Source organism: Aquimarina aggregata, assembly GCF_001632745.1.
Classification (GTDB): domain Bacteria; phylum Bacteroidota; class Bacteroidia; order Flavobacteriales; family Flavobacteriaceae; genus Aquimarina; species Aquimarina aggregata.
Map to the genome: position 1 here is coordinate 454707 of NZ_LQRT01000002.1, position 26670 is coordinate 481376.

22 protein-coding genes are annotated in these 26670 nt (G+C 31.5%); 14 read left to right on the forward strand and 8 right to left on the reverse strand.

The window, feature by feature from the left end; all coding sequences use genetic code 11:
• Window positions 1-97 precede the first annotated feature (97 nt).
• Window positions 98-1426 carry a dicarboxylate/amino acid:cation symporter gene (locus AWE51_RS03725; protein WP_066309655.1) on the forward strand — a complete coding sequence of 443 codons (1329 nt, stop codon included), beginning with the start codon at window positions 98-100 and terminating at the stop codon, window positions 1424-1426.
• Here the strand turns inward: AWE51_RS03725 and AWE51_RS03730 are convergent, their stop codons facing one another.
• Window positions 1427-2308 (reverse strand): LysR substrate-binding domain-containing protein, encoded by an 882-nt coding sequence (locus AWE51_RS03730; RefSeq protein ID WP_066309657.1) that lies wholly within the window; start codon window positions 2306-2308, stop codon window positions 1427-1429.
• Between the two features lie 93 nt (window positions 2309-2401).
• On the opposite strand from AWE51_RS03730, the gene AWE51_RS03735 reads away from it, so the two are divergent.
• The gene (locus AWE51_RS03735) at window positions 2402-3847 is read left to right on the forward strand and encodes a pyridoxal phosphate-dependent decarboxylase family protein (RefSeq protein WP_066309659.1); all 1446 of its coding nucleotides are present in this window, start codon (window positions 2402-2404) and stop codon (window positions 3845-3847) included.
• 120 nt (window positions 3848-3967) lie between these two features.
• The gene (locus AWE51_RS03740) at window positions 3968-4372 is read left to right on the forward strand and encodes a hypothetical protein (RefSeq protein ID WP_066309661.1); all 405 of its coding nucleotides are present in this window, start codon (window positions 3968-3970) and stop codon (window positions 4370-4372) included.
• Here AWE51_RS03740 and AWE51_RS03745 read toward each other — a convergent pair.
• Window positions 4369-6147: a DUF4139 domain-containing protein gene (locus tag AWE51_RS03745; RefSeq protein WP_232517332.1), complete on the reverse strand. Its 1779-nt coding sequence runs from the start codon at window positions 6145-6147 to the stop codon at window positions 4369-4371. The genes AWE51_RS03740 and AWE51_RS03745 overlap by 4 nt on opposite strands.
• A gap of 386 nt (window positions 6148-6533) precedes the next feature.
• Between AWE51_RS03745 and AWE51_RS03750 the strand changes: the two genes are divergently transcribed.
• Together AWE51_RS03750 and AWE51_RS26355 are read left to right on the forward strand one after the other, a co-directional pair.
• The gene (locus AWE51_RS03750; protein WP_066309666.1) at window positions 6534-6722 is read left to right on the forward strand and encodes a hypothetical protein; all 189 of its coding nucleotides are present in this window, start codon (window positions 6534-6536) and stop codon (window positions 6720-6722) included.
• A 318-nt stretch (window positions 6723-7040) separates the two neighbouring features.
• Window positions 7041-7181 (forward strand): hypothetical protein, encoded by a 141-nt coding sequence (locus AWE51_RS26355; protein ID WP_157766010.1) that lies wholly within the window; start codon window positions 7041-7043, stop codon window positions 7179-7181.
• 21 nt (window positions 7182-7202) lie between these two features.
• Here AWE51_RS26355 and AWE51_RS03755 read toward each other — a convergent pair whose 3' ends face one another.
• From AWE51_RS03755 to gcvT, 3 genes are all read right to left on the reverse strand, one after another.
• Window positions 7203-7616 carry a thiol-disulfide oxidoreductase DCC family protein gene (locus tag AWE51_RS03755; RefSeq protein ID WP_066309671.1) on the reverse strand — a complete coding sequence of 138 codons (414 nt, stop codon included), beginning with the start codon at window positions 7614-7616 and terminating at the stop codon, window positions 7203-7205.
• Between the two features lie 63 nt (window positions 7617-7679).
• Window positions 7680-8495, reverse strand: a complete 816-nt coding sequence (locus tag AWE51_RS03760) for a sugar nucleotide-binding protein (protein WP_066309672.1) — start codon at window positions 8493-8495, stop codon at window positions 7680-7682.
• A gap of 75 nt (window positions 8496-8570) precedes the next feature.
• A complete protein-coding gene (gcvT, locus tag AWE51_RS03765; RefSeq protein WP_066309675.1) occupies window positions 8571-9653 on the reverse strand; it encodes a glycine cleavage system aminomethyltransferase GcvT in 1083 nt (360 codons plus the stop codon).
• 221 nt (window positions 9654-9874) lie between these two features.
• On the opposite strand from gcvT, the gene AWE51_RS03770 reads away from it, so the two are divergent.
• The 9 genes from AWE51_RS03770 to AWE51_RS03810 all read left to right on the forward strand — a co-directional run bounded on the left by AWE51_RS03770 (window position 9875) and on the right by AWE51_RS03810 (window position 23540).
• A complete protein-coding gene (locus AWE51_RS03770; RefSeq protein ID WP_232517333.1) occupies window positions 9875-10309 on the forward strand; it encodes a DUF3052 domain-containing protein in 435 nt (144 codons plus the stop codon).
• Between the two features lie 202 nt (window positions 10310-10511).
• Window positions 10512-11039: an RNA polymerase sigma-70 factor gene (locus AWE51_RS03775; RefSeq protein WP_066310964.1), complete on the forward strand. Its 528-nt coding sequence runs from the start codon at window positions 10512-10514 to the stop codon at window positions 11037-11039.
• A 75-nt stretch (window positions 11040-11114) separates the two neighbouring features.
• Window positions 11115-12092 (forward strand): FecR family protein, encoded by a 978-nt coding sequence (locus AWE51_RS03780; protein ID WP_066309679.1) that lies wholly within the window; start codon window positions 11115-11117, stop codon window positions 12090-12092.
• Between the two features lie 86 nt (window positions 12093-12178).
• The gene (locus AWE51_RS03785; RefSeq protein ID WP_082832299.1) at window positions 12179-15700 is read left to right on the forward strand and encodes a SusC/RagA family TonB-linked outer membrane protein; all 3522 of its coding nucleotides are present in this window, start codon (window positions 12179-12181) and stop codon (window positions 15698-15700) included.
• Window positions 15701-15710: 10 nt separating this feature from the next.
• On the forward strand, window positions 15711-17195 hold the full coding sequence (locus AWE51_RS03790) for a RagB/SusD family nutrient uptake outer membrane protein (RefSeq protein ID WP_066309680.1): 1485 nt from the start codon (window positions 15711-15713) through the stop codon (window positions 17193-17195).
• A gap of 51 nt (window positions 17196-17246) precedes the next feature.
• The gene (locus AWE51_RS03795; protein WP_082832300.1) at window positions 17247-18476 is read left to right on the forward strand and encodes an IPT/TIG domain-containing protein; all 1230 of its coding nucleotides are present in this window, start codon (window positions 17247-17249) and stop codon (window positions 18474-18476) included.
• Between the two features lie 192 nt (window positions 18477-18668).
• Window positions 18669-21461, forward strand: a complete 2793-nt coding sequence (locus AWE51_RS03800) for an alpha/beta hydrolase family protein (RefSeq protein WP_066309687.1) — start codon at window positions 18669-18671, stop codon at window positions 21459-21461.
• Window positions 21462-21524: 63 nt separating this feature from the next.
• A complete protein-coding gene (locus AWE51_RS03805) occupies window positions 21525-22826 on the forward strand; it encodes a M20/M25/M40 family metallo-hydrolase (protein ID WP_066309689.1) in 1302 nt (433 codons plus the stop codon).
• A gap of 135 nt (window positions 22827-22961) precedes the next feature.
• Window positions 22962-23540 carry an NUDIX domain-containing protein gene (locus AWE51_RS03810; RefSeq protein WP_066309692.1) on the forward strand — a complete coding sequence of 193 codons (579 nt, stop codon included), beginning with the start codon at window positions 22962-22964 and terminating at the stop codon, window positions 23538-23540.
• Window positions 23541-23547: 7 nt separating this feature from the next.
• On the opposite strand, the gene AWE51_RS03815 is transcribed toward AWE51_RS03810, so the two are convergent.
• From AWE51_RS03815 to gshB, 3 genes are all read right to left on the reverse strand, one after another.
• A complete protein-coding gene (locus tag AWE51_RS03815) occupies window positions 23548-24705 on the reverse strand; it encodes a flavohemoglobin expression-modulating QEGLA motif protein (RefSeq protein ID WP_066309694.1) in 1158 nt (385 codons plus the stop codon).
• Between the two features lie 66 nt (window positions 24706-24771).
• Window positions 24772-25602 carry an N-formylglutamate amidohydrolase gene (locus AWE51_RS03820; protein WP_066309700.1) on the reverse strand — a complete coding sequence of 277 codons (831 nt, stop codon included), beginning with the start codon at window positions 25600-25602 and terminating at the stop codon, window positions 24772-24774.
• Complete coding sequence (gene gshB / locus AWE51_RS03825; RefSeq protein ID WP_082832301.1) at window positions 25595-26626, reverse strand: glutathione synthase; 1032 nt, start codon at window positions 26624-26626, stop codon at window positions 25595-25597. Before gshB ends, AWE51_RS03820 begins: the two co-directional genes overlap by 8 nt.
• Between the last annotated feature and the right edge of the window lie 44 nt (window positions 26627-26670).

The window sequence follows — 26670 nt, forward strand, 5'->3', positions numbered from 1 at the left end:
CAAGTTAATATTTTATGGTAATCTTATATAGGTTACCGTTTTTTTGTTTTTAATTTATATCTTCGACGCTGTTTGGCTTAAATTTTAAAATATTCACATGAAAAAAATCGCATTGCATTGGCAAATCATGATCGGAATGCTATTAGGTATAGTATTTGGATTTATTATGACAACAATCTCATGGGGTAAGGGGTTTACAGGTGATTGGATAGCACCATTAGGTACTATTTTTGTAAACCTTCTTAAGCTAATAGCAGTACCTTTAATATTGGCATCTCTAATAAAAGGTATATCTGATTTAAAAGATATTTCAAAATTTAAAAAAATTGGTGGTCGAACTATTGTAATTTACATACTAACAACAGTAATTGCAATAACTATTGGTTTATTGTTAGTTAATGCTTTAAAGCCAGGTAATGGTATCACTCCAGAAACTATTGAAAAGTTAACTACTGAATATGCTGGTAATTCTAAAATTTCAGAACGTATTGCCGAGGCGGGTAGACAAAAACAAAGTGGCCCTTTACAATTTGTAGTGGATATGGTACCGCAAAACGCTATTAAAGCAATGAGCGATAATAAAATGATGTTACAAGTTATCTTTTTTGCTATTTTCCTTGGAATAAGTATGCTTTTGATAAAACCTGAACAATCAGAACCTCTTAAAAAATTCTTTGATAGCCTTAACGATGTAGTACTAAAAATGGTAGATTTGATAATGTTATCAGCACCTTATGCTGTTTTTGCATTATTGGCTAACGTGGTAGTAACTTCTGATGACCCAGATATATTATTGGCACTGTTACGATATGCAGGTGTTGTAGTATTTGGATTGTCATTGATGATTATATTTTATTGTATTCTTGTTTCTGTAATCACGAAAAAATCTCCGTTTTGGTTTTTAAAACAAATTAGTCCAGCACAATTATTAGCATTTTCGACAAGTTCTAGTGCGGCTACCCTGCCAGTAACGATGGAAAGAGTAGAAGAACATATTGGGGTTGATAAAGAAGTATCCAGTTTTGTGTTACCTGTAGGAGCGACCATAAATATGGATGGGACAAGTTTGTATCAAGCTGTAGCTTCGGTATTTATTATGCAGGTTTTATGGCCAGAAGGACTTACATTTAGTAATCAGATAACTATTGTTTTAACAGCTTTATTGGCTTCGATTGGTTCAGCAGCTGTACCTGGAGCAGGTATGGTAATGTTGGTTATTGTACTGGAAGCGATAGGTTTTCCCTCAGATAAATTACCTATTGGTCTAGCATTAATCTTTGCTGTGGATAGACCTTTGGATATGCTTCGTACTACTATTAACGTTACAGGTGATGCTACAGTATCTATGATCGTTGCAAAATCCGTTGGAAAGCTAGGAGAGCCTAAGGTTAAAGAATGGGATGATCATTATGATGCTGTAAAGTAATTAGTTTACTTTCCAATTTTTAAGTAGCTCAAAGAGTTCTGGGTATTCAGATTCCCTTTCGGGATTCCACATCATAGTAAGTTTCGCTTTTTGTTTAATATTTTTTAACTCGATACTCTTTATAGGAAACTCATGTCCGTGTAATGAAGAAATAGGCTCTAGTGTTATACCTAAGCCAGCTTCAATTAGTCTAAAACTTGTACTTGCAGAATCTGTTTCATGAACGACCTTTGGCGTAAAGCCTGCATCGACACAAATAGATTCTAAGATGTGTACGTAATTTGGACCATCAGATACAGTAGGAAATATGAACTCTTCTTTCGCAAAAACAGAAAAGTCAATGTAATTATTTTCATTAACAGGATGGTGATCAGGTAGCAAAACAACAAAGTTGTCAATGTGTAAAATTTTACTTTTTAAGTTAAATGGAACCATAGGATTTGTGGCAAAACCAATATCTAATTCATTTTGTTGTAAAGCGAGATATTGATCGCGATTATTCATTTCTTTTAATACAGCCTTTATGCCAGGAGTTTTTTTATTAATTGTTTTTAAAATTTCAGGAAGAATAGTTTGCATGATAGAATGCGTAAAGCCAATTCGTATTTCGCCAGCTTTTCCATTATGTATTTGAACACTTTGCGCGTTAATTCTGTCGAATTGAGAAAGTAGTTTTTTAATTTCTTTTATAAAATAAATGCCGGCTGTAGTATGCTCTACATTACGTTTATCTCTTTTAAAGATAACAATGCCAATTTCCTCTTCTAATTGTTTAATTTGTCTGCTTAATGCAGGTTGTACAATATTTAGCTCTTCGGCAGCACGAGTAAAGTTCAATTTCTCGGACAGTACAATTACATTTTTTAGCTGTTGAATTGTCATTAATTCATTTTTGTTATTAATTCATCAAAATTAAGTATTTTTTATTATTAATAAAGATGACTAATTTTGAGGTATCACTTAATTTTTTGGAATATGAAAGACGTAATACCTACTAAAGATGCACTAGAAAAAGCGTATGACCCTAATGATTTTAGAACACTAGGACATCAAGTGATTGATTTGCTGGCAGATCATCTAGAAAAAGTACAGAATGATAAAAATGAGCCTGTATTATCCTATAGAGATCCTGAAGATGAATTAGAGTATTGGAAACAAGATTTATCGTCAGATTCAGAGGTTAGCGACGTTTTTAAGAATATTCTAGAACATTCTATAAGCGTACATCATCCTAGATGTATTGGTCATCAAGTATCTGTCCCTGCATTGGTTTCTGGACTCGGAGGCCTTATGTCGGATTTGCTTAGTAATGGAACAGGTGTATATGAAATGGGAATGGCATCTAATGCTATTGAAAAGATAATTACTGATCTTGTTGCAAACAAAATCGGATACACTAGCGAGGCTTCTGGCTTTTTAACTTCTGGAGGTACTCTAGCCAATCTAACGGCATTATTGGCAGCTAGAAAAGCAAAATCACCTTCTGCTGTTTGGGAAGATGGTCATGTTGAAAGGTTAGCGGTTATGGTTTCAGAAGAAGCACATTACTGTGTTGATAGAGCAGCTCGTATTCTTGGTTTTGGTAATGATGGAATAATCAAAATACCCGTCGACAGTAATTTTAAGATAGATACAACTTTACTTAATCAAGCTTTTGATACTGCTACTAAAAATGGTTTTCATGTAATAGCTGTAATCGGTTCTGCTTGTTCTACCGCAACTGGATCGTATGACAACCTAGAAAATCTTGCGGATTTTGCAGAAAAAAATAATATTTGGTTTCACGTTGATGGGGCACATGGAGCCGGAGTTGTATTTTCAAAACGCTATAAACATTTGGTAAATGGCATTTCACGAGCGGATTCTGTTGTATTGGATTTTCATAAAATGTTAATGACACCGGCATTAACTACAGGTTTAATCTTTAAAAATGCAAATGATTCATATCAAACTTTTCAGCAAAAGGCTCAGTATTTATGGGATTCTCAAGAAACAAGAGAATGGTATAATTCTGGTAAAAGAACTTTTGAATGTACCAAGTTCATGATGTCGATTAAAGTATATACCATATTAAAAGCTCATGGAGAGGAAATATTCGAAAACAATATTGATCGATTATACGACATGGCCAATGAGTTTGCTAAAATGATCGAGAAACGTTCATATTTTGAGTTGGCAATGCAACCACAAGCTAATATTGTGAACTTCAGATATAACCCAGAAACAAACAGTGCTATCGATTTAAATATTCTTAACGCTAAAATTAGAGAAAGCCTAATTTCTTCTGGTAAGTTTTATATTGTTCAAACACGAATAAAAGGAGACCTTTATCTAAGATGTACAATTATGAACCCATTAACAACAAAAATGGACTTTGATGCTCTTTTAGAAGAAATAGAGCACGTAGGAGCGTCAATCTAGAATCTAATAAACCACATAAATAACTTATTATTTGGTTTTTTTTAACACTTTATTCACGCAACGAACACTAAAGGTATGCCATCTGTAGTTATATAATGTATTAACCAATAATTCAATAATATGAAACCTTTATTTAGTGTTTATGTGGTATTAATACTATCAATGATTAGTTGTAGTAATGATGACGATTCTAACGACGCAATTGCTTCGGGTTTAAATGGAAAATGGAATTTGGTAAATATATCTGGTGGTTTTACAGGAATAGATCATGATTTTGCCAATGGTACAATAGTATGGGATTTTAATGAAACAAATAACACGGTCACTGTTACTAATAATAACACCGATACTACCATTAGTGATATATTACCTTCAGGGACTTATTCGTATTCAATAGTTGATAAAGAAAGTATTAAAGAATTGATCGTCAATGATATTAATCGAGGTACTTTTGAAATGACCAATGATGAATTTATCATTAACGAACAATTTAGAGATGGTTTTAGAGTGGTTTTTAGACGTTAAAGGTTTATCCTCCTGCCTTTTGGATATTTGACTTGATAAGAGAATTGTTTTTCTTGTTTTGTATTTGGGATTAGATTTAATTTCCAGGTTAAAATTCCTGTTTTAGAATTGTAAGCTGCGTCTTGAGTAATCTCGTTGTTTAGTTTTATTTCTTTATTTTGAGAAACAGGAATTCTATCTTCTACAATAATTTTTATATTATTTTGCTTATTATTTTTGACACTAATATTGTAAGAATAATTGGATATACTATTAGTGCTGATAAATGATTTACTTTTAAAATTGTTGAGTTGTTTTCTTTCTACAATAATATTTTGATCGATACCTAGAGATACGGTTAAGCTATCGGCAGTCGAAGAAGGATCGATATTAGTTTTACCTGCATAATTACCTTCAAAATAAATATTTGCTTCTCCTGCTAATAGACTATGATATCCCCAATCTTTTAGTTTTGCAGTTAAAAATACATTTTCATTAAGCTCAGGAGCAACATAATACTGATAATCAACTTTTATAACAAAATTATCTATAGTTAATGTTGTGATATCTGCATTAGAAGGGATATTATACTTTTTTTTAATTTTAAACCTTGTATTCGTGATCCCTTCTTCTTTTTGTTCCACAATTTGATTGTATTCTTGTTTTTTCTTTTTTTCTCTATTAGTTTTGTAGGAATTTCTATTTGATCTTGAAGAAGTACCATATCCAGCAATAATTACTTCTTCTAATTCTGCAGTGCTTTCTTCTAGTTTTGTATGTATTAAAGAAGAATGTATCGGAATAATCTCGTTTGAAAAACCGACATAAGAAAATGAAAGTTCTCGGCCGCCTTGAATAGTAAGACTGTATCTTCCGTCAAAATCTGTTTGTGTCCCATTAGAAGTGCCTTTTTCAAGAACATTAACGCCGGGTAATGGTTGTCCATTAGAATCACTAACAATACCAGTAACATTTTTAACGGTTGGGTTGTATTTATAGGTATATCTATTTGTACTATTTCTTCTTTTATAACCACCATATGTGAAGTTTAAAAATTTAGAAGTTAAGTCCGGTTTGATATTATTAGTATTAGGATCTCCTGTAGAGAGAATTATATTAATGTTTTCCCAATTTGTTCCTGTTTGTTGATAAACATTAGCTTTATATGCTATTTGTAAAGGTTCTTCAATACTTTTTGATTTGATATCGTAAATAGGAAACCATCCTGCACTATCAACCGTGTATCGTATTTCTAAGGTTAAATTGGTATTTACAGGAGCATCAAGTTTTAATTTTATTTGACCTCTCTTTTGTTTATTATCATCGAGCTTTTGAATTTCATTTTGTACGTCATGTATATGATCATTGATTTTATCTTTTTTTAGAATAAGAGCATATGTTTCATTTTGTATAATTATAGATCTTTCTCTATAATATGTTGATATTTCCTGAATTTTTGATAAAGATATTGGGGTTGTATCATTGCTTAACCTTTGATTATTATCAATGATCTTTTTTTCTTGAGAAAATCCGGATAACAGATTTTCTATTTTATTCTTTTTAAATAACAAATCATCTAATTTATTTTTTAATGCTTCTAATTCTTCAGAGTCTTTTTTATGCGTTAGATAATCAATACTATAATTAGTAGAAAGAATTGTAGTATTTTTTAATCCAGATATTTGAACGCTATTTTCTTTTATATCTGGAGATAAATCGACGAATAAAATTTCATTAATTCCAGGTTTTACAGATATTGGAGCAATTCTTTTTATTTGGGCCCCTGTAAGATACACTGTTACTTCTTTAACGGATGATTTGGTTTTTTTTACCAGTGTTTGCGCATACTAGTGATGATAGTAATAGTAAAAAAAATAATGTATAAATTCTCATATCAAAATAGTTTTATATCCACGTTAAACACATAAATACTGCAATATGCATGGATGGTTAATCTTTCTAAAAATAAGTTTGTATCTAATTTGAAACAATGTCAATTGAGTGAAGTACTCTTTTCATTGAGTAAACTATTTTTACAGATTATTTACTTTAATATGTAAATACCATATTTAGAGTAGGGGATTTTCCCCCTATTCATTTTCAGTTAAACTCCCCTTATATAACATTAAGCTTATATCTACCTTTGGTATTCACTAGTATCACACACTAAAATACCAAGATTATGAAAAGGCTTTTATTACCCACAGTTCTTATTGCGTTTGCAGTAGTTTGTCTTAGTATAGTACATGTTGACAACGTAAATAAGTTAGATGCTCAATCAAAAGAGCTTAGAAAAAAACAACAAACAGAACTTAATGTACAAAATAGTATAGATGTAAATACGACATCTGATTTACCAAAAACAAAATGAAAATTTAAAAGAGATTCCGTCTTTAAAGAAATTGTATAATATAGGGAAAACTGAAAGTAAGGGATATAATGCCAAACAGCTGCTTTACAATATGTAGAGTAGCTGTTATTATTTAAAAATGTCGTCTTTACATTAAAAAACGGTCATAAATTAAATTGATTTTTTACTACATATTCTAAATTGGGATAACGAATTCTAATTGGATGTCAACGAATTCTAAATAGACTACTATATAAACTCCTTTATAAGATTACATTTAAACCGTAAATTAATTACGGTTTATAATACTGATTTGTTTTAATCCCAAAATAAAATAATATGAAACAGTTTTTATTACCTTTAGTTCTTATATGTTTTACAATATTCTGCTTAAGTTATGTACATATGGATAATATGGATAAACTTGAAAAAAGAGCCGTTGTAAAAGAAGAGGTAAAGGATAACAATATAGCTATTTAAGAAAACAAATAGACACGTTGATTATTGATCTATAAAAAGAGCTTTGAGTTCGGCAGTCGGAATCATACAGCTTTCTTTCTTGCCAAACCACTTATATCTGTTTTTGGCTACGATATCATAAATCCAATCTCTAAAGAATTTTGGTAGTATTAGAAAAACAGAAAGTATAGGGTATAATCCAGACAATTCCTTGGCAATATGCAAAGCAGCAGTTGATTTATGATAGTAGGCAATCTTAGGATCAATTAATAAGATAGAATCTATTTTAGAAATATCAATATTTCTATCTGCAATCAATTTTTTACCTATTTCACTTTGTAAAGAGGCATATCTAAAGATACTCTTTTTGTCTCTCTTAATGATAAAATTTATAGCACTATTACATAAATTACAAACACCGTCAAAAAGGATAATTTTTTCGCCTTCGTTAATCATACTACAAAGATACAACGAATAATTTTTTACGTTTAGGATTTAGGAATTTGTTAACCTTATGAGTTAATTTACTACTACAGAATCAATTACTTCTTGAGTAGTAATCTGTAAATTTTTAGGAAGCTTATTGTCTTTAGGTAATACCGCAAGATATCGATCACTATTAGAGTCATAGACTTGTTTGTATATAGGGTCATCTAATTGTAGTGTATCACAAATTTCTTTAATTAGATCTAAATGATAAATAAGATCTGTACTCCCCAAATGAAATACTCCTTTTTTATTGCGATTTATGATATAATGTATTTGTTGTGTAAATTTAGCAATAGAAGTTACGTTAATAATGACATTAGGAAATACTTCTATTGGAGCTTTAAGATCGTGTAAGGTTTTAAGTTCTTGCACTCTTGGAGTAGTTGCTCCGAAAATCATAGGTACTCTAGTAATTACATATTTATTGGTAGGTAATCGCATAAGGGCGTTTTCGATTTTTATCTTAAACCGGCCATAAACACTATCACTTAATGTTTTATCATATTCATAAGATGGATAATTACTAAAAGAGTCAAATACATTTGCACTTGAAACAAATACGAGTTTGCATTTATGAACCTTTATCCAATTAATAATACGTTGATGAACATCTAATTGAGAATTAAAATTACCACGAAGCGCTGAAATGATTATCGTAGGTTTCAGATTATCTAGAAGAATAGAAATATCTTCTAGTTCCATATCATACTGAAAGAATTTTTGATTTTTTTCTAGTAGTTTATTATCTGTTCTATAGGTGCCATAGGTATCAAAATAAGAATTTAACTCTTTATAGAGTGCATTTCCTATAAAACCACTAGCTCCTATGATTAGAATTTTTTTCAAAATTGTTTTATAAAAAATTAAGTTTCAAATAATAAACCTATTTGAAACTTAACATTATTATTTTTATTATAAAAATTAACCTTTATAAAAGGGTAATTTAACGATTGTTGCAGGAATTGCTTTTTTACGAACTTGAATATTAATTTTAGTACCTGGTTTTGCTAAATCAGTAGGAACGTATCCCAATCCGATTCCTTTTCCAAGAGATGGAGACATTGTTCCAGAAGTAACTATTCCTATTGCATTTCCTTGATTATCAACGATATCATAATCATGACGGGGAATACCGCGCTCGTCAAGTTCAAAACCCACTAATTTTCGATTGGCTCCTTTTTCTTTTTCTTCGGCCAATGCCTTGGCATTAATAAAATCTTTAGAAAATTTAGTAATCCAACTTAATCCAGCTTCTATAGGAGAAGTTGTATCATTAATATCGTTTCCATAAAGACAATACCCCATTTCTAATCTTAACGTATCTCGAGCTGCAAGTCCGATAGGTTTTATACCAAAATCAGCTCCCGCTTCAAATACCTTATCCCAGATTTGTTGTACTTCAGAATTCTTACAATAGATTTCAAAACCACCACTTCCTGTGTATCCCGTTGCAGAAATAATTACGTGTTCAATACCCGCAAAATCAGCTATTTCGAATGTATAGAACTTCATTCCTTCAAGATCTACAGAAGTTAACGATTGCATAGCTTTAGCTGCTAGAGGCCCTTGAATTGCCAATAAAGAATAATCGTCAGAAAGATCACGCATTTCTGCATTCATAGTATTATGACTACTAATCCAATCCCAATCTTTCTTTATATTCGAAGCATTTACGACCAATAAGTATTTTTCATCCGCTATTTTATATACAATCAAGTCATCTACGATTCCTCCTTTGTCGTTTGGTAGACAACTATATTGTGCTTTTCCTTCTGTTAATTTAGACGCATCATTAGTAGTTACTTTTTGTATAAGGTCTAATGCATTAGGACCTGTTATCAAAAACTCACCCATATGAGAAACGTCAAAAACTCCAACAGCCCTACGTACCGTCTCATGTTCTACAGTTACACCTTCATATGAAACAGGCATGTTAAAACCCGCAAAAGGAACCATTTTTGCGCCAAGTGAAATATGAGTTTCTGTTAAAGCTGTATTTTGCATAATTAGATGATTTAATATTATGATTTAGTGAGGCCGAAAGTAAAAAACTTTGTGTTGGTAAACAATGGTTTTTTGTTATAATCTTAATAAAATGTCAGTTTTATAAAATCAATTTCTGCTAAAATTATCAAATTCATAATTTACATTGTTTATTTTACTATTTCACACAATTTGAAAAGTAGATATATGTATAAGTTTTGTTAATTTTATAAGGAACCTTTGTGTACATATTAATAGTAGTAGTAATGGCAGCAGGATATTCAGGAACGGCTTTATCAAAAAAATTAGGAATTAAAGAGGGGTATACTATAGCCTTATATAATCAACCCGATTATTATTTTGATCTTTTTTCAGATTTACCTGAAAATGTTATAAATACTGATGTATTAGGAAAAGAGACTGTAGATTTTGCGCATCTTTTTTGTACCACATTTATAGAACTTAGTGGCATAGTCACAAAGTACAAACCTGCCATAAAAAAGCATGGTATGTTATGGGTGAGTTGGCCAAAAGGAAGTTCAAAAATTGTAACAGACCTTAAAAGGGATATGATACGAGAATATTTAATCCACATTGGATTGGTAGATGTAAAAGTGGCTGCAATCGATGATGATTGGAGTGGTTTAAAGTTTGTATACAGAACAAAAGATAGATGATGTACAATAATATATCTTCTCTATATTTTAGCAATTCTTAGAAGATAATTAGAAATAAAACGATTTTTTTATAATAATTAAAGTTTTAATGTTAATTATTTGTTGTCATGAAGTTAAATAAAAATCATTTATATTTGGTTGTGGAATTACAATAATGATGAAGAGGGAATCACATATAACAGATGAATTTTTAATCAAAAAAATGAATGAAGGTAACGAAGAGGCCTTTAAAATTGTCTTTGAATTATACTACAGTAAATTATTGTACTTAGCCCAAAGTTATATATCAAATAGAGAAGATGCAGAAGAGATTATTCAGGATGTGTTTTTAAAAGCATGGAAAAAAAGAAAGAAAATTACTTCTAATATAAACGGATACTTATTTAAGATCACGAAAAACTCTTGTCTGGATTATTTAAGATCCAAAAAACATAAACTTAGTAGAACCAATAATATGGTTCAACTTGAGGCATTTTTAAATCATAATGCTTTGTCGGATAAAGATACATCTACAATTTTAGAAAAGGAATTGGAGCTAAGAATTCAGGCAAGTATCTCATTACTTCCAGAAAAATGCCAAGAAGTATTTGTAAAAAGTAGAATAGAAGGTCTAAAGAATAAAGAAATATCTAATGAGTTAGATATTTCTATTAAAACTGTAGAAAATCACATGTCAAAAGCTATTAGGCATATGCGATTTCATCTAAAAGAATTCTTATCATTATTTTAATATTTTAAAAAAAATTAAAAGCAACTAGGGGGTGTTACATTTTTATACGTCTTTATATATATAAGACTATATTTAATGCAAGACAAAGACCTTAAGAAATATATTAAAGGAGATGCAAGTCCTGAAGAGAAAAAATCCATCATAGAATGGATTCGAAAAGATAAAAAACATCAAAAACAATTTAATTTACTAAAAGCGCAATATGTTGCTGCCACCTTAGATTCATTAAATACAACCGATGTTAATGAGTCTTATCAACGTTTTTCGTCCAAGAAAACGAAGAAGAAAACGTATTACTATACAGCTATAGTAGCATCAGTAATGATGCCGTTTTTACTGCTGTATTTTTATTCATCGTTTTCTAACAATGATTTAATTGTAAACACCACAAATTATTTAAAGTTTGGTACACGAACAGTATCAACAGAGCACGGTGGATTTAAGACTGTTATTTTGCCAGATGGATCTACCATTGTTCTTAATGCAAATAGCTCTATTTCTTACCCTAAAGAGTTTACCGATAGTTTAAGAAAAGTTACATTGATAGGAGAAGCTTTTTTTGATATCAAAAGAAATATAAATAAGCCCTTTATAGTCGAAGCAGAAAACCTTAAGATTAAAGTGCTAGGAACCTCTTTTAATGTGAAGTCTTATCCTAAAGACGAGAAAATAGAAACTACATTAGTTACTGGTAAAGTAGAGGTTCATAAACAAAATATTGAACAAAATCCAATAGTTTTAGAGCCTTCAGAAAGAGCTGTTTTTGATAAGAAAAAGAGTAATATTAAAGTTGATAAAGTAGATTCTAATCGTATTGTCGCTTGGCAAGATGGTAAATTGATTTTTGATAATACTCCTTTAAAACAAGTAGTACTGGATTTAAATAGAAAGTATGATGTTGAGTTTGTTATTCAATCAGATTCTCTCCTTCAGTATAAATATACAGGAGAATTTGATAACCTGGAATTAGAAGAAGTATTAGAGCTATTAAAAATATCCTCACCTATAAATTATAAATATGAAGAAAATAAAATTATGCTTGACCCAGAATAAAACTAAAGAAGAGAGTGCTGCAACACTCTCTTCTTAAAACAATTTAATTAGACTCAGAATAAGAATAATTAAAATCACACAAAATTATGAAAAAAAACTTTTCGGAAGTTTTCTTATCCAGAAAACATCTAATAAGAATTATGAAAATATATTCGTTGCTTATATGTATTACTATTTCGAAGCTATTTTCGTTTAATACATACTCACAAAATATTTCAGTTTCATTAGAAGAAGTTACCTTACAGATTGCAATCAATGAAATAGAAGAAAAAAGTGAATATCGCTTCTTTTATAATAATAACCTGATAGATATTTCAAAAAAGGTTTCATTAAAAGCAACTAATGAAAAACTGAAAAAAGTACTTGGTAAACTATTGATTAAAACTAATATAGATTTCAAAATTTATAAGAATCAAGTGGTTTTGTTTCCAAAAAACACAAAAACGTCAGAACAGGTATTAAAGAAGTTATTGAATTCTATAGATGAAAAAGAATCAAAAAAGGTATCGAACTTAAAAAAGCCTAAAAAGAAAAAAAATATAGCTGCATTACAAAATATGGTTAGTGGGGTAGTTACTGCTCAAGATAATGTGCCTTTACCAGGAGTTAATGTTGTTATCAAAGGCACTAATAATGGTACTCAAACCGATTTTGATGGTAATTACAAGTTGGAAGCTAACCAAGGAGATGTTTTAGTTTTTTCTTATATAGGACTTATTACTAAAGAAGTTATTATTGGTACAAGTACTACAATAAATATTACCTTACAAGAGGATGCATCAACTCTTGATGAAGTAGTAGTGGTAGCATATGGTGTTGCACGCAAATCAACCTATACAGGGTCAGTGACCCAAATTACGGCTACAGAAATAACAGAACGACCAGTAACAAATGTTCTTACGGCATTAGATGGCGCCGCAGCGGGAGTTCGATTAACTCCTGCAAATGGACAGCCAGGTTCTAGTCCTACTATTAGAGTTAGGGGTATCGGTTCTGTAAATGCTTCAAGTGACCCTTTAATTGTAGTTGACGGAGTACAGTTTACAGGTGATTTTTCAAATTTAAACCCAAATGATATTGCAAGTTTATCCATATTAAAAGATGCTGCTTCTACTTCTTTATATGGTAGTAGAGCTGCAAATGGAGTAATTTTAATTACCACAAAAAAAGGTAAAAAAGGCAGAAAAGATACTTTTACACTCGATGTTAGCCAGGGAGTTAGCACTAGAGGTATTCAGGAATATGAAAGAGTAAGTACCAGAGAGTATTATCCATTAATGTGGGAAGCATTACGAAACAGTTTTTCTATTTCAGATAATATTCCTCTTGACGAAGCTAATCAAAGGGCTAGTGATGAAATTTTCGGAAATTTAGGAATCAACCCTTTTAATGTTCCTAATGATCAAATCGTTTTGACCGATGGTAGCCTTAATCCTGCAGCAGAATTATTATATACAGACGATTTAGACTGGCAAGATTTTTTAATAAGAACTGGGTTTAGATCCAATCTGAATTTTTCTTATAGCGGAGCTTCAGAAAAAACAGACTATTTTGCTTCTATAGGGTATTTAAAAGAAGATGGTTACCTTATTAAGACTGATTTTGAGAGAATCACAGGTCGTATAAATGTTAATAGTCAATTAAAAAAATGGTTTAAAACAGGACTTAATTTGTCTGTATCTACCACAACAGCAAATAATGCTTCAGATGGTACTAGTACTGGTAGTGTAAACCCATTTAATGTATCAAGATCTATTGCTCCTATTTATCCCGTTTTTTTGCATAATCAAACTACCGGAGCGTTTTTATTAGATTCCCAAGGAAATAGACAATATGATTTTACCAGTCCAAGAGCAGGTGCAGGAGGTAGAAATGTAATACAAGAAACATTATTGAATAGAGATGTAGATGAGATCTTTTCTTTAAATAGTAGAGTGTACGCAGAATTTAAATTTCTGCAAGATTTTACTTTTACTATAAATGCTGCACTTGATAAACGTTTCAGAGAAGGTGTAGAATTCGAAAACCCTATTGTTGGAGATGCACAAGGAGCAGGAAGGCTTACCAAGCAAACATCTATTCGTAGTGCAATAAATTATAATCAATTACTTAGATATAGTAAAGATATTGGCAAACACACTCTAGGCGTGTTATTAGGACATGAAAGTTTTGAACAAGAAAATAATTTCTTTGAGGGACAAAGAACTGGAGTTATTGCAGAAGGAATTGATGAGCTTGTTAACTTTACGACAACGACAGATTTAAATTCTGATACAGGAAGATTAACAAGAGAAGGATATTTTAGTAATATTACATATGACTTTAATGATAAGTATTACATCTCTGGATCTTATAGAAGAGACGCTTCTTCGCGATTTCTGAATAATAGATGGGGGGATTTCTTTTCTGTTGGGGGCTCATGGAGATTAAATCAAGAAGAGTTTATGAATTCTATAGAATGGATTAATAACCTTAAACTTAGAGCGTCTTATGGTGAAGTTGGGAATGACCGATTAGGTAGTTTTTATATAAGTCAAGCATTGTTTGGTTTAAATAATAATAACGGACCTGAAGGAGGAATACTAGCTTCAGCATCTGGAAATCCTGATTTAACTTGGGAAACAAATATACAATCTGATGTTGCAATTGAGTTTGGTCTGTTTAATAATAGAGTTTTTGGAACATTAGAATATTACAATAGAGAGTCTAAAGATTTACTTTTTGAAGTTCCCTTAGAGCTTGAAAATGGTTTAGACGATAGACCCGACAATATAGGAAGTTTAGTAAATAGTGGATTAGAATTAGATTTGAATATAGGAATTATTAAAACTACTAATTTTAGCTGGGACTTAAACGTAAATGCATCTACCTTAAAAAACGAAATTACAGAATTACCGCAAGAAGAGATTATTAATGGTACAAAGAAACTATTTGTAGGCGGTGATATTTTTTCGTTTTTCCTAAGAGATTGGTATGGTGTAGATCCAGCAGATGGATCTGCTCTTTATATTTTAGATCCTGATAAAGGTGCAGTAGGGGATAGCGATGTACGAACTACCGCAGACGGTACGATTGTTACAACAAATCAGAATGACGCACTCTTTGATATTGTAGGTACTGCAACTCCTGATCTTTTTGGATCTTTTACCAATAGTTTTAAATATAAAAATTTTGAATTAGGGATTACATGTACATACCAACTAGGGGGTGAGACCTTTGATAGCGCATATCGAAGTTTATTACATTCTGGAGATTTCGGAGATTCATTTCATATAGATATTAGAGATCGTTGGCAAAACCCTGGCGACATTACTGATGTGCCTAGGTTAGATGTAGAGCAATTAAGCAATTTTGGAGCCAGTTCTGATAGATGGTTGGTTAAATCAGATTTTCTTGCTTTAAGACAAGCTAATTTGGCTTACAATTTTAATCGAACATTAACCGAACGATTAGGATTGAGTAGCGCAAGAATATATATGAGCGGAGAAAATTTATTTGTATTAAATGCTCGAAAAGGATTAGAACCTGCACAAAGGTTTGCAGGTACTACCTCAAACAGGTTTACACCTGCCAGAATTGTAACATTAGGATTTAACGCAACATTTTAAAAAGAAAACGATGAAAACGAATAACAGATTAATTCTATTAATTTTAGTGTTCACAAGTGTTTTTTTTAATTCTTGTGAAAAAGATTTTTTAGAGGAAGTACCTACTGAGGATATCGCTTCTGAAACAGCTACAGAAACTACAGAAAACTTATTTCTGGTAGTTAATGGTATTCACAGGTCACTATATATTACTTATGGTAGTAATAGAAGAGGAGGTGTCGGAGCTTTTATGATGCAGGTCGAAGCTTTAGGAGAGGATTACGTAATGACTGATCGTGGAAATAATAGATTTATTAATTTTTATAAATGGATTGATAATCGGGATGCTTCTGATTCTGATAATTTATTTCCGTATAGAGTATATTATAGAATAATTAGAAATGCTAATACTATAATTAATGGTGCAGATCAAGCAGTTGGTCCTATAGAACAAAGAAATGCAGCAGTTGGTCAAGCATTAATTTATAGAGCTTGGGCTCATTTTCAAATGGTTCAGTTATATGCTAAAAGATATGTTCCTGGGGAGACGAATTCTCAACTGGGTATTCCTATTAGTTTAACTGTAGATCAGGAACCAGCAGAACGCCCAACAGTAGAGGCTGTATATACTCAAGTTAATAAGGATTTAGATGATGCAATTATTGCGCTTGAAGGATATACTAGACCAAATAAATCACATTTAGATAAAAGTATTGCCCAAGGTCTTAAAGCAAGAATAGCGCTTGTACAGGGTAATTATGCTACTGCAGCTCAGTTTGCAGAAATAGCAAGAGTTGGATATGCATTAATGTCTAGAGATGATTATTTTAATAACTTTTCTGATTTTACTAGTGATGAATGGATGTGGGGTAGTCATATACAAGAAGATCAAACTACATTCTTTTCTTCTTATGGGTCCCATATTTCCAGAAATTTTAGTTCTAATAACATAAGACGAAATCCTAAAGCTATCAATAGTACTTTGTATGATGCCATACCAGATACAGATATTCGGAAGTTATTATTTGATCCAACAGGAGAACATTTAAACTTACCTGCAGGTGTAACATTACCTCCAGGTGGAGTTCTTAAACCTTATACGAGTCAAAAATTTATTGCAGAAGGTACAGATGATTCTAGAATGGATGTACCCTATATGAGAGTATCAGAAATGTATCTGATCGAAGCAGAGGCTAAAGCCAGAATGGGTGATGCTTCGGCTGCTAATGTATTGTTTAATTATGCAATAGTACGAGACCCTTCTTACATGTTGTCTACGAATACTGGTACAGCATTAGTAGATGAGATTTTATTACAAAGACGATGGGAGTTATGGGGAGAAGGTTTTAGATGGTACGATTTAAAACGTATGGACTTACCTCTTAACAGAAATGGTGCTAATCATATCCCTTCATTAGCTGTTGAACTTGATATACCTGCAGGAGATGATCGTTGGCAATGGTTAATCCCTCAAGATGCAATAAACGCTAATCCATTGTTAAAGCAAAATGATTAGGTCGAATGATTGCAATGCATAAAAGATATCTTTTAATATAAAATATATAGAATGAAAAATATAATAATGACTATCACAAAATCAACTATGTGTATAGGTTTAGTTGCTTGTGTTTTATTATGGTCATGTGATGATAATGATGATGCATCATTTGATCCATCGATAAGAGTGAATCCTCTTACTATTACCAATATTGAGCCCAGTAGTGCTCTTGTTGGATCGACAATTACCATCAGAGGAACCAATTTTAGTACTACACCAAAAGATAATGTAGTAGCTTTTACAGGGCTTAATGGAGTCGTTAATGGAGTAGTTACTGTTTCGTCTTCTAATTCAATTACGGCTACGGTGCCTAGTGGAGCAATTACAGGAGTAGTTACGGTAACAACTAATCGCGAAGAAACTTCTGGAGCAGATTTTACCGTTACTTATCCAGCACCAACAATAACAAGTGTTTCAGAAACTAGTGCAGTAGAAGGTGCTGTAATTGTTGTTATGGGAACAAATTTTAGCCCTTTAGCAAGTGAGAATAAAGTTAAAATTAATGGATCTGAAAACATTTCTGTTAGTACCGCCACAACAACATCGATTACATTTACAATTCCTTCTGGAACACCAGTAGGAACAGCTCCTATCATAGTATCTGTTCAGGGAGTAGAAGTAATAGGCCCTGATTTCACACTTCTTGAAGCTGTCACAGTAACAGTACCTATAAATGAATCCTCAGATGATGTTGAGGAAGCTTTAATTGGAGATGAAGTTGGTGAAATGTCATTAGGAAGTGGAGATCTTGAAATTGGTGAAATAGATGGAGCAGGTACCCCGGATTTTGGATTACCAAATATTGGGCTTCGATTTAATGAAATAGCTATACCCAATGGTGCTGTTATATCTTCAGCTAGCATTCAGTTTACTGCCGATAATGATGGATCAGATCCAGTGGAGATGACAATTTTTGGAGAAAATATTGGTAATGCACCCACATATACAGATACTAATGGTAATCTATCTGCAAGAACATTAACAATGGCAAATGCAGTTTGGAATATTCCTGAGTGGGTAACCGAAGGAGATAAGTCCGAAGCACAAAAAACGGTGGATATATCTTCGATTATACAGGAGATTGTAAATAGGAGTGATTGGACAAGTGGAAATAGTTTGAATATTATTATGAAACCTTCAGGTGCATCACTTAATGTTACTTCTACATCTGCCGGAAGGGAAGCAGAGACTTTTGATGGTGATGCAGCACCAGAATTAATTATCACTTTCCTAAAATAGCATAAATTTGAATCAGCTATAGATCAAAATCAATCCGGTAGTTTTAATACGGTACCGGATTGATTTTTAAGAACCTTAATTACTAAACAACATTACATTGAACGTATTTAACTACGTACTCTTTTCTTTTGTAACTTTAAAGAAAATTTAATAAGTGAAATTTTATAAATTTCCTTTCCAAAAAATCTAATAATGATACATAGAGCAATCACTTTTCTATTCTTTTTTAGTGTAACACTATCTTTTGCTCAAAAAAAAGTGATCACACATGATGATTATGACTTGTGGAAAAGCATGAGTGATGTCAAAATATCTAAACAAGGCAAATTAGTCGTTTCAACTATAAAAACTTCTACAAAAATGGGAGATGGATATGTTGAGATTTACAACACAATAAGTGGAAAGAAATTTACTTTTTTTAATGGATATGAAACTTCAATATCCCACGACGAAAAATATGTAGTTTTTAAAAGAAAACCGGCTTATCAAAAGACTAGAAAAGAAAAAAAGAAAAAACTCAAAGAAGCAAATCGAACTAAGGATGCATTATTTATTTACGATGTAAAAAACAATAAGATCCATGACTCTATTCTAAATGTAAAAAAATACAAGTTACCTAAAGAATATTCGGGATGGGTAGTTATAGAAAAATATAAGAGTAAGAAAAAGGATACACTGATTAAAATAAAATCAAAGGCTTCTAAGCAAAACTATGCTTTAGTTTATACTTTAAATACAAAGAAAAAAGATACTATATATCAAATAAAAGATTTTGTGTTATCAAATAAAGGAAAACAACTTTATTATACCACTAGTAGTAAAGAACAACCTAAAAAAGATAATGTAGCGCTTCCTAGAGATAACGGAATCTATAAATATAATTTGACTTCGGGAATTAGCGAAACGATAGACGAGGGCAAATACATTTATAAAAAATTAGCTACGAATGATACAGGTACTGAACTTTCTTTTATCGCAATAAAAGATTCTGTAAATATAGAATACCTTAAATACGAATTATACTATTTTAAAGATAATCAACTTAAAAAAATAGTAGACAGTTCCGTAAAACACCTCAATGACCATTGGGAGTTAAGTGGTCAACAAACACCTTTCTTTTCAGAAAGTGGTAATAGGTTATATTTTTATTCCAGACCTATGAAGCAATATAGAAAAGATACGACTCTTTTAGAAGAAGAAATTCCTCAAGTAGACGTCTGGCATTGGAAAGATAAAATGATCCAACCAGAACAAAAATCAAAATTTAAAGAGCTAAATAAAAAAGCCTTCATATCATATTTTGATATTGAAAGAAATGCTTATGTTCACTTACAAGATAAAGATACCGATGATCTCATTTTTGATAAGAAAAAAGAACAACCTTATATTTTTGGGGCCACAAGTTCTCCTTATGATGTACAACGCTCTTGGGATATTACATGGAAAGATTTTTTTGTTATTGATTCTAAAACCGGAAAGAAACGTCTTTTATTAAAAAATACTGCTTTAAAACCTTTTTTATCACCTGATTATAAATATGGATTGCATTTTGACATAAATACAGGCCATTGGTTTTCTCTTGATTTAAAAACCTTAACAAAAACCAATCTTACCAAAGAAATACCAGTAGCTTTTTATGATGAAGAAAATGATCGTCCTATGTTACCAAGACCATATGGTTTTGGTGGTTTTGACAGCAAAGGATATGCTTTGGTTTTTGATAAATATGATATCTGGAAAATAGCGTTAAACGGAAAAGAAAAGCCAATTAATATTACTAAGAATGGAAGAAAAAATAATGTAGAATACAGAACAGAAAGATTAGATTCAGAAAATAAGAATAATGCATCTTATAGCAATAAAAAATTAGTGGTTACAAGTTTTGATAAGAGCACTAAGGCCTCAGGTGTTTTTGTTTTAGAAAAAGATAAGCTTGTAGAAAAAATAAAAGCAAGTGATTTTCTAATAAGTAGTTTTAAGAAAGCTAAGAATGCTGATGTTTTTACATATAGAAAAGAAAACTTTAAAACATATCCGGATTTACATGTTTCTAAAAATGATTTTACTACTGTTAAAAAGATAACGCAGATAAATCCACATCAAGAAAATTTCAAATGGGGTACAGCAGAACTTTTTTCTTGGAAAGCTTATGATGGAACACCATTAGAAGGAATCATTTATAAACCACAAGATTTTGATCCTTCAAAAAAATATCCTATGATCACTTATTTTTATGAAAAAAGATCGGATACCTATCATAAACATCATGCTCCACAACCCAGTGCATCAACGGTAAATGCAGCATATTTGGTAAGTAATGATTATATCATGTTCGTTCCTGATATCGTTTATAAAGAGGGAAAGCCTGGTCCAAGTGCATATAATTGTATTGTTTCTGGAGTAGAGGCAGTAGAAGAATTGGGTTATGTTGATAGCAATAATTTGGCTATTCAAGGCCAAAGTTGGGGAGGATATCAAGTGGCATATTTGATAACGGTTACTAATAAATTTAAAACAGCAATGGCCGGTGCACCTGTGAGTAATATGACCTCGGCTTACGGTGGGATTCGATGGCAATCAGGACTTAGTAGAGCTTTTCAGTATGAAAAAACACAAAGTCGTATAGGTAAGAATTTATGGGAAGGTTTTGATTTATATATAGAAAACTCACCTTTATTTGGTATCCCTAAGATTGAGACACCATTGCTTATGATGCATAATGATAAAGATGGAGCAGTACCATATTATCAAGGTATAGAAATGTTTATGGGAATGCGAAGATTACAAAAACCAGTTTGGTTATTAGTATATAATGATGAAGCTCATAATCTTAGAAAAGTGAAGAATAAAAAAGATTTGTCGATTAGAATGATGCAATTTTTTGATCATTACCTAAAAGATCAACCTGCACCAGAATGGATGAATAAAGGGGTTCCTAGAATTCAAAAAGGTAAAGACTTTGGTTATGGACTTGATAAGGGGTAATTATTCTACTAATACTTCTAAAAAAATAATAATTGATTCACTCAAACACTAATAGTAAGTAAAATGCACACAAATTTATTACGATGTATCCTAGGAGTTTCTTTACTCTTGGGTGGTTCTACTTTTGCTCAAGATGGAGTAATAGCAACGAAAGAATTCACTAAAGAAATAAAAAAACTAACAACAGATAAATCTGTACAAATCGCTATTAATGAGATAGATATGTCTGATTCAGAAACTATCAAGAATATGATAGAACTAACAGAAATTCCTGCACCACCTTTTAAAGAAACTAAAAGGGCAAAGAGGTTTGTAGAATTGTTTTCTCAAACAGGAATTGATAGTGTTTGGATAGATGCTGTTGGTAATGTATTGGCACTAAGAAAAGGAAAAAAGAGAGAAAGAACAGTAGTTCTAGATGCACATATTGATACTGTATTTCCCGAAGAAACAGATGTAACTGTAAAAATAGAAGGATCAACATATGCCGCTCCAGGTATTGGTGATAATACAAGAGGAATGGCTATGCTGATAGCTGTGCTAAAAGGAATGAACAAAGCAAAAATTAGTACAGATGCGGATATTGTTTTTGTGGGTACAGTTGGAGAAGAAGGATTAGGAGATTTAAGAGGAGTTAAGCATCTGTTTAGTAAAAAATCAAGTATTAAAATTGATTCTTGGATCTCTATTGATGGGGGAGGTCCTTCGCGTATTATTAATGGTGGATTAGGTTCTAAACGATATAAGGCTGTTTTTAAAGGAAAAGGAGGGCATTCATGGGGAGCTTTTGGATTAGCAAATCCTCACCATGCTTTAGGAAAAGGGATAACACTTTTCGTAGAAGAAGCGTCAAAGTACGTAGCACAAAAAGGACCTAAAACTTCATTTAATATTGGTCGCATCGGTGGTGGGACATCTGTAAATTCAATACCCTTTGAATCTTGGGCTGAGGTTGATATGCGTTCTTTAAGTCCAGAACGATTACTAGAAATTGATGGCATTTTTAAAGCGAGTATGAGAAAAGCAGAAGTAACTTATAATGCTTCTGGCATAAAAGATAAAGTAACATTAGAATTGGTACCAATAGGAGATCGTCCTTCAGGAACATTATCGGATAAGTTACCTTTAATACAACGTTCTATAGCTGTTGCTTCATATTTGGGGATTTCACCTAAATTAAGAACAGGATCTACCAATAGTAATATTCCCATTGCTAAGAATATACCTGCAATTACCATTAGTAGAGGAGGAAAGGGCGGAAGAGCACATGCATTAGACGAGACATGGACGAATACTCCTGATGCTACAAAAAATATAAAAATGGCATTGTTAATTACACTTGCAGAATCTGGTATAGTAAATTAAAAATATCGATATTTAATTTGTGAATTGTGTAACGATTATATCATTTTATTATATTTTAATGATTGTAAAATAAGTTTACAAAACTTTAGGGATTGTTTTGAAAAATTACTCAAAATAATCTCTATTTTTATTTTTATGGAATACGAAGTACTTAATGAAGAATTACTACACGATGGATTTCTTAAGATTAGAAAAGCTATAATTAGCCATGATCGTTTTAGTAATGACAAACCCTTAGAATGTGAACGAGAATTAGTTGATAAAGGTGATTTTGCAGCAGTTTTGATCTACGAAAGAGATACAGATCAATTACTGTTTATTAAGCAATTTCGATATCCTACTGTAAAATATGGAGATGGGTGGATTTTAGAAATTCCCGCTGGCGGAATAGAAGAAGGAGAAGATCCTGTTGAATGTGCAATTAGAGAAGTAGAAGAAGAAACAGGTTATAAAATATCATCTGACTTAAAACACATTACAACATGTTATTCTACTCCCGGAGGATCAACTGAACGTATGTTATTATATTATGCAGAGGTTTCTGAAAACGATCAAGTTACAAAAGGAGGAGGACTTCAAGACGAAGGAGAAGATATTCAACTATGTAAATATCCAACCTCAGAAATAGATCGATTACTTTGTACTGAAATTGTAGATTCTAAAACAATTATTGCTTTACAATGGTTTAAACTTAATAATTTGAAACAAAAGTAAAATGATACTATTTCAAATTTCTTAATATAAAATCTAGTTTAGTGTTGGTGTTTAAATTTTGATCAAAAGAGTCACTTATATGTAAACTTTTGTGGGCTAGTCCTAAATCTTGAAGCCTAAGAATGCTTGCTTTATCTTCAAGAGTTACTTTTCCTGTTAACAGTATATTCATATCCTGTTTAGAATAATAGTAATCATATATCTTTTTAAGTCCTGTTAAGTACAAATAATCTTTTGTAAATCCACCGCCTCTATGCACACGTAAGGTAATTTGCCATGCTGTATTACGATCTAATTTGTACTGACTGTATAAGAGATCAAATGTGTCCTTAAAATCATATCCTTTAATTAAGCTATCTGCAGCAATTACTCTATATGCCAGTTCTTTCATTCGTTTAAGAGTAAGGCAACCAGACATATACTCACTAAATACCGCAAGACCTTCCTGAGTTTCTGTATTGTTTACATATCCATTCGAGAATATTTTTAATGGTTGACTTTTACCATTAAATGTAGTTACCATGTGTACTCCAATTTCATGATTTGCCAATACCATTAAATCATTACTACTAAACGTATGATTTTTTTTTAATACTAATGTTTCTGAAGCATTAAGAACCATAGCAGCAGCAGAAATATTTGTAGACTTTTTAATCTTAAAATTAAAAGTATACCGTTCACTAAATTCTCTAAAGTAAGACTCAGCATCAGATGCGGTATATTGTTCTCCAATTGTATCACCCTCTTTATCATCTTTAAAATGAAGAATAAATTTGGCATTTTCTACATCACGTTCTTTAGGAGTACCAAATACTTTTAGAGAATTATAATAAAAATTCTTACCCTCTCCGATGGTTTCAATGCATTGTATTAACCCAGAATACTCATATATAATATCTTGATACAATTTTCGAATGCTATCATCTTTTATTCGTTCTAGACGTTGATTAAATATTAATCGTTGTAATTTATAAGGGTTAAACTTAATTTTACGGTACTTAAAAGTTGGGTTCTTTCTGTATTTACAAGCAAAAAAGTTCTTTTTTTCTTGCTCTATGTTTAATGGATTTAGATAGTTAAGAAGTTCTATATTCTTAACCAATCTATTTAGATTTTGATCTATTTCAAAAAGATCACTATAAATCTCTACTACATCTTCGTACATGTTAGTGTGTTGGTTTTATAATCACTTTAATGATAAATAATACAAACTAACTCCAAAAAAGAGGAATTAGCCAATAAATTTACTATAAAATGTTTTTGCATGTTCTGGAATTTTTTGAAACAACCCTCGCTCTATAGCAGATACAACCTCAGGAAATACTACATATTCTAATTCATCACAGTATACCTTAGAAAATTCTGTTGCTAGCACTAAGGTGTTGGTAAAACATTTGGATATGTATTTTAGAAAATACCCATTACCTTTAAAAGTATCATTAATCGCGGATGTAGTCTTAATTTTATCAGAAAACCAAATTTGAGATAACATAGAGCACCATGACTTTGCGAATGAAGCATATTTGATTTGATCAATATTGGTAGTACCGATATTGATCACGGGTACTTCACGATCCCATCTTTTCCAATTATAAGAATGTATATCATAAACAATAGCGGCACCATGTTTAGATTCTATTTTAGAAATTAGGGCATGAACTACTTTATAAAAGTTGTCATGTTTTTGAAGAGAAATACTCTTGACACTTGATGTCAAAGGTTTGCTCCATAGTTTTTTACCCCAAGCATCTTCGTAAATAGCACTTTCTGGAGCTCTATTAAGATCATATTCGAAACGCGAATCACATCCGGCAATAACTATAGGATGATTTTGAATCATTTGTTTGGTAGACGGATCTTCTTCATACCACCGTTCATATTCAGAATGTAAACAGGTACTCCATAATTCTTTACGAAATTGATGACCATCATGAACCGCTGCGCAGACGTAGTAAGTATATGCATCTATTTTTATAGTAAAAGAGTAGTCGTTTGAAACGGCATGAAATGTTTCTTCGTTATTTATTTTTGATACAATCTGGTCTATAGATAACTTAAGCATCGTCTACTGTTTTTCTAAGTTTGGCCTTTCTGTCAAACCTACTTACACGTTGTACTACTTTGTCTTCAATAAAATCAATGACTTTTTCTTGAAGTTTAATTTTGTATTTTTTATTGATATATGTAATTCCTCCGGGGCTCATAACGTTTACTTCAACTAACATTCCATTAATAACATCTATACCAACAAAATAGAGTCCATCTTTTATTAATTTAGGACCAATTTTTCGACATAATTCTTTTTCTTGTTTTGTTAAAGAGTGTTTTACCACAGAGCCTCCTGCGGTAACATTAGATCTATGATCATCTTCTCCTGGAATACGACGCATGGCACCTATTGGTTTTCCGTTAAGAATAAGAATACGAACATCACCTTGATCCGCACCTTCTATATAGTCTTGAAGAATAACATAATTTGTAGTACCATCTTTATTATCAATATAAAAATCAAGTAAAGAACGAATACTCGTCATAGCTCTTTTTTCAATTAGAATTACTCCAGAACCACCAAAACCATTCAAAGGTTTCAAAATCATTTTATCAGAAGGTGATTCTTTAATCATTTTAATTAAATAGTCCTTGTTTTTAGTAACGTGAGTGCTTGGAATGAAGTGAGTTTCAATATCGTCAAAAGCCGCAGTATAAAGTTTGTTATTGGATCTACGGATTCCATCAATATCATTCATAATAAATACATCATCTTTAACAGAGTCCAAAAAATTAAGCATGATCATATCTAATGGGGGATTACTTCGTAAGATAATCACATCAAATCCAGCCAAGGGTAGCATTTCGTCTCTAAATGTAGTTTTCATATGAAATGACTTCATTGAAGATGAGACTTTTTCTACTCTATTAATTACTTTACAAAAAGAATAGGTAACGCTATCTCGAATAGTTAAATTGGAAGGAGTAGCAATAGCCACTCCATGACCTCGTTTAGCAAATTCATGAATCAAAGTTAAAGAAGTGTCTTTTTCAGGATTAATTTCTTCCCAAGGGTACATTAAGAAGCATACATTCATTATAAATTATTTTTAGAGAGTAAAAATTTACGTTTTTTATCAGA